Origin of the sequence: Variovorax sp. OK212 (assembly GCF_900112425.1) — a bacterium.
GTDB lineage: Bacteria > Pseudomonadota > Gammaproteobacteria > Burkholderiales > Burkholderiaceae_C > Variovorax.
The window spans coordinates 190,788-201,046 of record NZ_FOLP01000013.1 but is presented as its reverse complement, the minus strand read 5'-3'; the positions used below and the strand labels follow the sequence as shown (position 1 = coordinate 201,046).

10 protein-coding genes, 1 tRNA gene and 1 pseudogene are annotated in these 10,259 nt (G+C 66.6%); 3 read left to right on the top strand and 9 right to left on the bottom strand.

Annotated elements, in window-relative coordinates; all coding sequences use genetic code 11:
* Positions 1-284, bottom strand: a pseudogene (locus BM004_RS29110) (ABC transporter permease); the annotation flags it as partial.
* Positions 285-387: 103 nt separating this feature from the next.
* Between BM004_RS29110 and BM004_RS29105 the strand changes: the two are divergent.
* Entirely contained in the window at positions 388-663 is a 276-nt protein-coding gene (locus tag BM004_RS29105; RefSeq protein ID WP_093132499.1) for a YfhL family 4Fe-4S dicluster ferredoxin, read from the top strand.
* Positions 664-697: 34 nt separating this feature from the next.
* Here BM004_RS29105 and BM004_RS29100 read toward each other — a convergent pair whose 3' ends face one another.
* The 8 genes from BM004_RS29100 to BM004_RS29065 form a co-directional block, all read right to left on the bottom strand.
* Positions 698-1,204, bottom strand: coding sequence for a hypothetical protein (locus BM004_RS29100; protein ID WP_177206633.1), 507 nt, complete (start codon positions 1,202-1,204; stop codon positions 698-700).
* A 36-nt stretch (positions 1,205-1,240) separates the two neighbouring features.
* Positions 1,241-1,873: an aminoacyl-tRNA hydrolase gene (gene pth / locus BM004_RS29095; RefSeq protein WP_093132503.1), complete on the bottom strand. Its 633-nt coding sequence runs from the start codon at positions 1,871-1,873 to the stop codon at positions 1,241-1,243.
* Between the two features lie 80 nt (positions 1,874-1,953).
* Positions 1,954-2,634, bottom strand: a complete 681-nt coding sequence (locus tag BM004_RS29090; RefSeq protein WP_093218666.1) for a 50S ribosomal protein L25/general stress protein Ctc — start codon at positions 2,632-2,634, stop codon at positions 1,954-1,956.
* Between the two features lie 95 nt (positions 2,635-2,729).
* The gene (locus BM004_RS29085; RefSeq protein WP_093132507.1) at positions 2,730-3,704 is read right to left on the bottom strand and encodes a ribose-phosphate pyrophosphokinase; all 975 of its coding nucleotides are present in this window, start codon (positions 3,702-3,704) and stop codon (positions 2,730-2,732) included.
* 139 nt (positions 3,705-3,843) lie between these two features.
* Positions 3,844-3,920 (bottom strand) — tRNA-Gln (locus BM004_RS29080).
* A 70-nt stretch (positions 3,921-3,990) separates the two neighbouring features.
* Positions 3,991-4,887, bottom strand: coding sequence for a 4-(cytidine 5'-diphospho)-2-C-methyl-D-erythritol kinase (ispE, locus tag BM004_RS29075; protein WP_093218665.1), 897 nt, complete (start codon positions 4,885-4,887; stop codon positions 3,991-3,993).
* Entirely contained in the window at positions 4,884-5,420 is a 537-nt protein-coding gene (locus tag BM004_RS29070; RefSeq protein ID WP_256220094.1) for a lipoprotein insertase outer membrane protein LolB, read from the bottom strand. Before BM004_RS29070 ends, ispE begins: the two co-directional genes overlap by 4 nt.
* A gap of 1 nt (position 5,421) precedes the next feature.
* Positions 5,422-7,278 (bottom strand): tetratricopeptide repeat protein, encoded by a 1,857-nt coding sequence (locus BM004_RS29065; RefSeq protein ID WP_093132511.1) that lies wholly within the window; start codon positions 7,276-7,278, stop codon positions 5,422-5,424.
* A gap of 83 nt (positions 7,279-7,361) precedes the next feature.
* On the opposite strand from BM004_RS29065, the gene mutM reads away from it, so the two are divergent.
* Both mutM and BM004_RS29055 read left to right on the top strand, forming a co-directional pair.
* A complete protein-coding gene (mutM, locus tag BM004_RS29060) occupies positions 7,362-8,174 on the top strand; it encodes a bifunctional DNA-formamidopyrimidine glycosylase/DNA-(apurinic or apyrimidinic site) lyase (RefSeq protein ID WP_093218663.1) in 813 nt (270 codons plus the stop codon).
* A gap of 100 nt (positions 8,175-8,274) precedes the next feature.
* Positions 8,275-10,236, top strand: a complete 1,962-nt coding sequence (locus tag BM004_RS29055) for a dynamin family protein (RefSeq protein WP_093218662.1) — start codon at positions 8,275-8,277, stop codon at positions 10,234-10,236.
* Positions 10,237-10,259 lie beyond the last annotated feature (23 nt).

Here is a 10,259-nt window from a genome sequence, read left to right as displayed (position 1 = left end):
AGGCGCTCCAGGATCAGGTCGAGCACCGGCGAGCTGTAGGCGTAGCTGTCGCCGAGGTTGCCGGTGAGCAGGCCGCCGATCCAGTGCCAGTAGCGCGTCCACGCCGGCAGGTCGAGGCCGAGCTTGGTGGCCAGGGCCGCGACAGCCTCGGGCGATGCGTCGGGGCCCATGAGCATCTGCGCGGCGTTGCCGGGCAGGATCTCGAGGACGAGGAAGACGATGACCGAGGCGCCGATCAAGGTGCCGATCAGCGTGGCAAGGCGCTTTAGTAGGAACAGACTCATGGGGCGGGGCGCAGCATAACTGACTCGTGCAACAAGTGTGCCGTGAATGTGGCCTTTGTCATTCACGGGCTGCCCGTGTGTCCGGCCCCGCGATAATCGGGGGATGGCCCTCATGATCACCGACGAATGCATCAACTGCGATGTCTGCGAGCCCGAGTGCCCGAACGATGCGATCTACATGGGCGAGGCGTTCTACGAGATCGACCCGCACAAGTGCACCGAATGCGTGGGCCACTTCGATGAGCCGCAGTGCGTGCAGATCTGCCCGGTGGCGTGCATTCCGCTGAACCCCGAACACGTGGAAAGCCGCGAGACGCTCATGCAGAAGTACGAGCGTCTCACGGCGATCAAGGTGACGACGGCTTCGACCGGCGCCTAGTTCGCGTTCTTTGCGCTCCTGGCGCTCTTCGCATTCACTCGGCCGACTTCCGCTTCTTTTTCTTGCGCTCCGGCGCGTCGCCCCCGGCCGCCTTCGCGCCCGGGCCGCCGCTGAAACTCATGCTGGACTTGCGCGGCTCGCTGGCCGCCTTGCGTGCGCGCTCCCGCTCCTTCTGCTCCGACATGGCGAGCCGCCGCTCGGCCATTGCGGCGCTCCTGCCTTCCCGCGCGGCCCGCTGGTCGCGGTCGTGGGCGGCCTTTTCCTGGGTCAGCCTCGTGCGCTCCAGATGGTCGGCGTGGGTTTGCGCGCTGCGGGTTCCGGCGTCGGCCGCCCGGCGGTCCTGGTCGCTGCGCTGGTCTTCCACCTTCACCGTCTTGCCGCCGTCGCAGGGCCGGTCGGCATAGGTATTGCCACAGCGCCAGGTTTGCGCGGCACTTTGGGCTGACACGCCCATGGACCAGGCGCATGCCGCTATCAAAAATATAGCGATTCGGCTTCTTCTCCCCGCCGCCGTGCTTCCTGTTCTCTTCTTCTTGCTCATTTTTATTTCTCTCCCTCCCTGCACTCCGGTGGCCGGCTAGGTGGCGGCAGGCGTGCCCCCTTCGCCGGGCTCCCGCCGCGGCGGTTTGGGCCGGGGCGGTTTGCTCGTGTGAATCAGCAGCGTCGCCTTCTCCATCTCGCCCGCGATCAGCGCGGGCACCGCGTGGAGGGTGCGCACGATGGCGTCGTCGATGGCTTCACGTTGTTCCTTGAGCGGCTTCTTCAGCACCCAGTTGACGACCTCCGACTTCACGCCGGGGTGCCCGATGCCCAGGCGCAGGCGCCAGTAGTCGCCGGTGCCCAGTTGCGCATGGATGTCGCGCAGGCCGTTGTGGCCCGCATGGCTGCCGCCGAACTTGAGCTTGACCTGGCCCGGCACCACGTCGAGCTCGTCGTGCACCACGAGGATTTCCTCGGGCGCGATCTTGAAGAAGCGGGCGAGGGCGCCGACCGACTTGCCCGACAGGTTCATGAAGGTCTGTGGCTCCAGCAGCCAGATGCTCTGGCCGCCGATGCTGGTGCGCGCCGCGAGGCCGTGGTAGCTCCGCTCGGGCACGAGGTTGAGCTTCCAGTCGCGCGCGAGGGCGTCGATCCACCAGAAGCCCGCGTTGTGGCGCGTGGCTTCGTACTCAGGGCCCGGGTTTCCGAGGCCGACGAACAGCTTGATCATGGTCGTGGATTATCCCGTCCGCCAAAAGCAGAAGGCCCGCACGGGGCGGGCCTTCATACCGACAGACGCGAGGAAGTTGATTACTTCTTGGCGGTCTTGGCAGCGGGGGTCTTGGCGGCGGGAGCAGCCTTGCCACCCTTGCCTGCGGGAGCTGCTGCATCTGCAGCGGCTGCGCCTTCGGCGGGAGCTTCGACTTCTTCGGCGGCCGGAGCGACGGCCGAAGCCAGCACCGGGTTCACCTTGCCGTGGCTGACCCACTTCACGCCGCGGGGCAGCTTGATGTCTTTCAGCGTGACGGTGCCGTTCTTCTTCAGACCCGACAGGTCCACTTCGATGAACTCAGGCAGTTCTGCGGGCAGGCAGTTCACTTCCAGTTCGGTCGTGACGTGGTTGACCAGGTTTTGCTCGAGCTTGACGGCATCGGACTCTTCCTCGCCCTTGAAGTGCAGCGGCACCTTCATGGTCATGCGGGTCTTGGCATCGACGCGTTGGAAGTCGATGTGTTGCACCAGCTGGCGGAACGGGTGGTATTGCACGTCGCGCAGCAGAACCTTGCTGACGCTGCCGTCCATTTCCATTTCGAGCACGGTTGCGTGGAAGGCTTCCTTCTTCAGGGCGTGCCACAGCGCGTTGTGATCGATTTCGATCAGTTGCGGCTGGGTGTCGCCACCGTAGACGATGCCAGGGGTCTTGCCCGAGATGCGGAGACGGCGGCTCGCACCCGTGCCCTGCTTTGCGCGCTCAAAAGCGACGAATTTCATAACTAGCTCCTGTAAGAGTCCACCGCGACCAGTGCGACTCCGGTTCAACAAGGGCGCCGGTCCGGAATGGGAGGGGCGCCCGCTTTTTGCTCAGATCAGAACAGGTTGTCCTGGTCCGAGAACAAACTCATCACCGACTCGCCCTTGGCAATGCGCTGGATCGTTTCGGCGATCAGCGGTGCCACGGAGAGCTGGCGGATCTTTCCGCAGCCCAGGGCCGCGTCGGAAAGGGGAATGGTGTTGGTCACGACCACTTCGTCGAGGGCCGAGCCCTGCGTGATGCGCTCGATGGCCGGGCCCGAGAAGATCGGGTGCGTGCAATAGGCGTAGACGCTCTTGGCGCCGCGTTCCTTCAGCACTTCGGCCGCTTTGACCAGCGTGCCGGCCGTGTCGATCATGTCGTCCATGATCACGCAGTTGCGCCCGTCGATCTCGCCGATCACGTTCATGACTTCGCTGACGTTGGCCTTCGGGCGGCGCTTGTCGATGATGGCGAGGTCGCAGTTCAGTTGCTTGGCCAGTGCACGGGCACGGACCACGCCGCCGACGTCGGGCGAGACCACGATCAGGTCTTCGTAGTTCTTGGCGCGCAGGTCGCCCAGCAGCACGGGCGAGGCGTAGATGTTGTCGACGGGAATGTCGAAGAACCCCTGGATCTGGTCGGCGTGCAGGTCCATCGTGAGCACGCGCTCGACACCGACGGTTTCCAGCAGGTTGGCCACGACCTTGGCCGAGATCGGCACGCGGCTCGAGCGCGGGCGGCGGTCCTGGCGGGCATAGCCGAAATAGGGGATCACGGCGCTGATGCGTTCGGCCGAGGCGCGCTTGAGCGCATCGACCATGATCAGCAGTTCCATCAGGTTTTCGTTGGTCGGCGCGCAGGTCGACTGCACCACGAACACATCGCGCGCCCGGACGTTCTGGTTGATCTCGACGGTGACTTCACCGTCGGAGAAGCGACCGACGCGAGCGGCACCCAGCGAAGTGCCGAGGTTGTGCGCGATTTCTGCAGCAAGGCCAGGATTGGCGTTGCCGGTGAAAACCATGAAGTCAGGGTGATTAGCCTGCATGAGCGCGTCCCGGCAGTGCAAGTTGGCTTAGGAAGCCGCCAAAGGTTTGTGATGCATGGCGACCGGTAGGCCGCCGATTATTGCAGCGGGTGGGCTGCAAATGAAGACTGCGGCCGTTGGGCCGCAGTCTTTGAAGATTTGGCAGGGGAGAAAGGATTCGAACCTTTGCATGCTGGAATCAAAATCCAGTGCCTTAACCAGCTTGGCGACTCCCCTACACGGGTCGATGGTTTTCACCACCAACCGATATATGTCGCATCGAATCGAATGAACGATCCGATCATCTTCAGGTTGCCCAACCGCACAGCGGATGAACTTCCAGGTTGCTGCATTGACGAACCTGCCAGCCCTTGGGGGCCTTCAGCAGTTCCGCTTCCTGCGGCGCTTGCGGCAACTTCGCGAATACCGAACTTCCGGAGCCGGTCATTCGGGCCTTCAATCCTTGGGCGCCGAGCCATTCGATGGCGTCGGTGACCGCGGGACAAAGTCGCTGTGCAACCGGCTGCAGGTCGTTGTGACCGAAGTCGAAAACCGAAGCACTCAGAACCGAGTTTTTCAGGTTTGTCGCTTCGAGCGATTCGCTCTCTGCAGCAAAGCCTGTGATTATAGCAACAGGAGTTGAACGTTCAAGATCTGTTGCTGAAAAAATTAATCGGGTATCGAGTCCTTCGGGAGGTTTGACCACCGCGAAGTGCGCGGGAAGGAGTGTAACCGGAGTCAGTTGCTCTCCGACGCCCTCGACCCACGCATTGCGGCCGCCCAGAAAAAAAGGCACGTCGGCGCCCAGCTTCAGCCCGATATGGGCAAGGCGCGAAAGCGGCAGGTTCAGACCCCACAGGCGGTTCAGCGCGAGCAGGCAGGTGGCCGCGTCCGAGGAGCCGCCGCCCATGCCCGCCTGTGCCGGCACGTGCTTGGCCACGCCGATGTGCGCGCCCTGGCCGGGCGCGGCGAAGATCTGCAGGGCGCGCGCGGCGCGCAGGACGAGGTCGTCGGGCGGCAATTCCGTCGTGAGGTCTTCACGGCTCAGCTGGCCATCGCGGCGCAGCTCGACGTGCAGCGTGTCGCACCAGTCGATCAGCATGAACACCGACTGCAACAGGTGGTAGCCGTCGTCGCGCCGGCCGGTGATGTGAAGGAAGAGGTTGAGCTTGGCCGGCGCGGGAAGGTCGTAGATCGCCTTCATGACCGTTCGAACACGATGCGCAGGTCCGCGCGCGGGCTTGGCGATTCGCGCACGGCCTGCAGGCGGCCGTTGGCGAGTTGCCCCAGGTCGGGCTTCCAGCCGGGCACCGGGTCGTTGCGGCCCGCGAGCCAGCCGAACAGCGCGCCGACCGGAATCACCGCGCCCGTGGCCGCTTCGATCAGCGCATCGACCGAATCGAAGCGCCGCGTGCGGCTGCCGTCCTTCAGCAGCGCTTCGCCGGGCGCCCAATGCAGTTGCGCGAGCGTGCTGCCGATCGGTGTCGTCAGCGTGAGGTCGCCGGCTTCGGCCGAGCCGCGGAGTTCGAACAGCGCCGCGAAGGTCTGCACCGGTTCGCTCTCGATGCGCAGCGACATGCGCCCGCTCCAGCTGTCCGAGCGCGTGGGTGCCGAGGAGCCGCCCGACAGCTGGGCGCAGCCCGCCATCAGGAGAATGGCCGCGCCGCCCGCCGCGAGCAGGGTGCGGCGGCCGCGCTCGACGGAGGTGGCTGGCGCCGATGCGCTCACTTGCACCACGTCAGGGCTTCACCCGCAGGCGCTTGAGGGTTTCCTGCAGCGTCTCGTTCTCGGCGTCGCTCAGCAGCGCTTCCTTCCAGATCGTGACCGCGCGGTCCTTCTGGCCGGTCGCCCACAGCACTTCGCCGTAATGCGCGCCGATTTCCGGATCAGGACGCGTCTTGTACGCGGCCTCGAGGATGCGGATCGCCTCGTCGGTGTTGCCGAGCCGGAACTCGACCCAGCCCAGGCTGTCGGCGATGAATGGATCGTCCGGCGCCAGTTGCACGGCCTTCTTGATCAGCGTGTGCGCTTCGTCGAGGCGGATCTTGCGATCGGCGAACGAATAGCCGAGCGCGTTGTAGGCGTTCTGGCTCTCGGGCTTCAGCTCGATCAGGCGGCGCAGCAGCCGCTCCATGTCGTCCAGGCGGTTGAGCTTCTCGGCGACCATGGCCTGGTCGTAGACGAGGTCGCTGTCCTCGGGCGATGCCACGGAGGCCTGGGCCAGCATGTCGTAGGCGGCCTGGTACTGCTTGGCGTCGCGCAGCAGCTGCACTTCGGCGAGGAACTTCTGCTTCTTGTCTTCCGCGGTGCGCTCGGGCAGGGCGCGAATCACTTCGCGTGCCTGCGGCAGCTTGCCCTGGCGGGCCAGCAGCGCGGCGCGGCGGGTCTGCGCGGCCACGATCTCCTCGGCGCCGCCGTCGATGCGCGAGAGCCAGCGCTCGGCGCCCGCGTAGTCCTTGCGCCGCTCCGCCAGCTGCGACAGCGCGAAGTACGCCTGCGACACGCCGCGCTTGCGGTCGGAGGCGTCGGTGTCCTTGTTGCTCGGGCTGTTCGACAGCTCGATGAAGCGCTTGATCGAGGTCTCGGCGGCGGCGTCCTGCTTGGCCTGCATCTGCAGGCTGCCGAGCAGCAGCCACGGCTCGGCGAGCTCGGGGCGCGACGAGGTGACGGCCTGCAGCTGCGTGGTGGCGTCGCTGTAGCGGCGGTTCTCGACCAGCACGCGGCCGTAGGCGATGCGCAGGTCGGGCGCGGCCTTGGGGTTGTTGCTCAGGTAGCGCGTGACGATCGGCTCGGCAAGCGGCTGGCCGGGATCGATCATCTCCAGCGCCAGCACGGCCGGCGCATCGGAGGCCGGGTCGATCTCCTGGCCCTTGCGGGCGGCTTCCAGCGCGCCGGACGCATCGCCCGCGTTGAGGCGCAGGCGCCCGACGGTGGCCCAGGCCAGCCCGCCGGTGGCCGGGTTCTTGAGTTCGTCGGACAGTGCCTGCTCGACCACCGAGGCCGCGAGCTTCTTGTCGGTGGCGCGCGAGTAGTTGCGCGCAATCACGGCCATCAATAGCGGACGCTCGATCTGCGAGGTGGCCGCCACTTCGGCGCGCAGCGGCTCGACGGTTTCGCTGATGCGGTTCAGCGCGATGAGGATCTGCAGCTCGATGCGCCGCGCTTCGCGCGACGCCGGCAGCGTTTCCTGCCAGGCCCGTGCCGCGGCAAGCGCCGCGTCGCCGGAGCGCGATTGCAGTGCGATCTCGACCGCGCGCTGGAACAGCTTGCCGTCGCGCAGGCGGCGCGCCGCGTCGAGCACGAGCGCATAGCCGGAGCCGGGGTCGCCGGAGCGGGTCGTCAACTCGCCCATCAGGATTTCGTAGAACAGGTCGGCCGTGAGCGCGGACGGTTCCACAACCACGGCTTCGGCAGCCGGCTTGGCCGCGGCCACCACGCGGGGCCTTGCCGGCGGCTTCGCCGGCGCGGAGCGCTCGATGACCGGCGCGGGGCTGGCGGGGGCTGCGGGATCGGACGTTTGTGCGTGGACCGCACAAGCCATCAAGGCGAGAGACGCGGCCGCCGCAAGGCGGTGTCGGCGGGGCGAAAAGTTCATCTGGCCATAATAATCCAGGCTTTTGAACGAGCACCGCGTGGGGCTTCGTCGCCGCAGGCGTTTGCCGGAGATTTACTTTTTTCATGCCCGAACTACCCGAAGTCGAAGTCACCCGGCGCGGTTTTGCCGACCGCATCGCCGGTGCGCGCATCGACGCGGTGCGCATCGGCAAGCCTTTGCGCTGGGCGCTCATGGTGGTGCCCGAGGCGTTGGTCGGACGCCGGGTGCTCCAGGTGCGCCGCCGCGGCAAGTACCTGCTGATCGACCTGGATCACGGCATCCTGCTGCTGCACCTGGGCATGTCGGGCAGCCTGCGTTTCGACGCGGCGCTGCCACCCGCCGGCACGCACGATCACTTCGACCTGGTGACCGACCGCGGCACGCTGCGGCTGAACGATCCGCGCCGCTTCGGTGCCGTGGTCTACGTCGAGCACGAAGACGCCCCGTGGGCCGTCAAGCTGCTCGGCGGCCTGGGCATGGAGCCGCTGGGCGACGCGTTCGACCTCGATGCCTTCCATGCCGGCCTGAAGAAGCGCAAGACGGCCGTCAAGCAGGTGCTGCTGGCGGGCGACGTGGTGGTGGGCGTGGGCAATATCTATGCGTCCGAGGCGCTGTTCCAGGCGGGCATCCGGCCGACGCTGTCGGCGGCGCGCATCAGCCGTCCGCGCGCGGCCAGGCTGCATGCGGCGGTGCGCGAGATCCTGGCGCGGGCGGTGGAGAAGGGCGGCAGCACGCTGCGCGATTTCTCCAACGTGGACGGCCAGAACGGGTATTTCCAGCTCGAGGCGACCGTCTACGGCAGGGCCGGCGAGCCATGTCGGGTTTGCGCAACGCCGATCCGGCTGCTGCGCCAAGGGCAGCGCTCCACCTATTACTGTCCCAATTGCCAGAAGTAAGCATGACCGAGGCCTGCGAAGACCGTGATGGAATGCACAAGAAACGGTTGCTGAACGCTTCCCGATGCTATATTTGTAAGCTCTTTCTTACATATCTCCCTTGAGCCGCTCCTTCAACCAACAACTCGATCAGCACGGTGCGTGGCGGAGCAACTTCGCGCGCCGGCTGCAGTGGCTGTCCCGCTGGCTGAGCGAGAACGAGCTGCTCGACCAGGCGGTGGCCGAGCGGCTGCGCGGGCTCGAGACGCAGATCCGCACCAGCAAGGTCATGGTCGCCTTCGTGGCGGAGTTCTCGCGCGGCAAGTCGGAGCTGATCAACGCCATCTTCTTCGCCAGCTACGGGCGCCGCATCATGCCGGCGAGCGCGGGCCGCACGACGATGTGCCCGACGGAGCTGGGCTACGACCCCGCGCAGGCGCCCAAGCTGCGCCTGCTGCCGATCGAGACCCGCCTGGAGCCGCATTCGCTCGTGCACTGGCGCGACAAGCCGACGCGCTGGACCGAGATCGCCATCGACGTGGGCAACGCCGAGCAACTCGCGCTGGCCATGGGCAAGGTGGCCGAGGTGCGCTGGGTCAGCAAGGAAGAAGCGCGCACGCTGGGCTTCTGGAACGACGAGACACCCGACGACAACCCGGTGCAGGACGCCGAAGGCCGCGTCGAAATCCCGCGCTGGCGCCATGCGGTGCTGAACATGCCGCATCCGCTGCTGGAGCAGGGGCTGGTGATTCTCGACACGCCAGGCCTGAACGCGATCGGCGCGGAGCCCGAGCTCACGGTGAGCCTGATCCCGCAGGCGCATGCGGTGGTCTTCATCCTGGGCGCGGAGACCGGCGTCACGCGCTCCGACCTGTCGATCTGGCGCGAACACCTGATCACCGAGGACGAAGGCAGCGACACGCGCTTCGTGGTGCTCAACAAGATCGACACGATGTGGGACACGCTGAGCACGCCCGCGCACATCGAACAGCAGATCGAACGCCAGCGCGAAGGCGCGGCCCGCCTGCTCGAAGTGCCGCTTGCGCAGGTGCTGCCGGTGTCCGCCCAGAAGGGGCTGCAGGCCAAGATCCAGCACGACGCGCAGCTGCTGCAGGCCAGCCGCCTGCCGGCGCTCGAAACGCTGCTGGCCGAAGGTGTGCTCGGCAAGCGCGAGACCATGCTGCGCCTGGCGGTGGATGCGGGCATGACCGCGCTGCGCGCTGAAGCCGAACGCATCCTGAAGGTGCGCCAGCGCGACCTGTCGGAGCAGGCGCTCGAGCTGCAGGGACTGCGCGGCAAGAACGTCTCGGTGATCCGCCACATGCGTGCGCGCATCGACCAGGAACACGCCGAATTCGAAGGCAGCAACACGCGCATCCTGGCGCTGCGCTCGGTGCAGGGCAAGCTGCTGCGCGAGGTGTACGCCGTGCTCGGGCGCACCGCGCTGAAGGCCGACATGGTGCGGCTGTCGGCCGCGCTGAAGCGCCCCGGCGTCAAGCTCAACGTGCGCAAGGTGTACGGCGAGACTTTCGATTCGCTGCGCAACAACCTGCGCGAAGTGCAGGCGACCACGGCCGAGATCCAGTCGATGCTGCACGCCACCTTCCGCCAGCTCAACGCCGAGCAGGGCTTCACGCTGCAGGCGCCGGCCGAGCCCGACCTCACGGGCTTCGAGCAGGAGCTCAGCCAGATCGAGCGCAGCCACGTCCACTACCTGGGCGTGGGCAACCTGCTGAAGCTCGCGCAGGCCGACTTCTGCGACAAGCTGGTTCGTGCGCTGGCCAGCCGGCTGCGCCTCGTCAACGAGGCTGCGATGACCGAGGTCGAGCGCTGGAGCAAGGGTGCCAGCGCGCAGATCGATGCGCAGCTCAAGGAGCGCCGCCGCAACTTCAGCAAGCGCATCGAGGCGATCGAGCGCATCCAGAGCGCGGCGGGCAACCTCGATGAACGGCTGCTCGAACTCGCTGCGCAGGAACGCGACCTGGCCGAGCTGCACGTGCGGCTGCGCGAGTTCACGTCGCTGATCGCGCAGCCGGGCAAGCCGCCTGCCACGGCGACCGTCGGCGAGCTGCGTGCGGCCTGAGTCTTCCGCCTCCACGGCGGCTG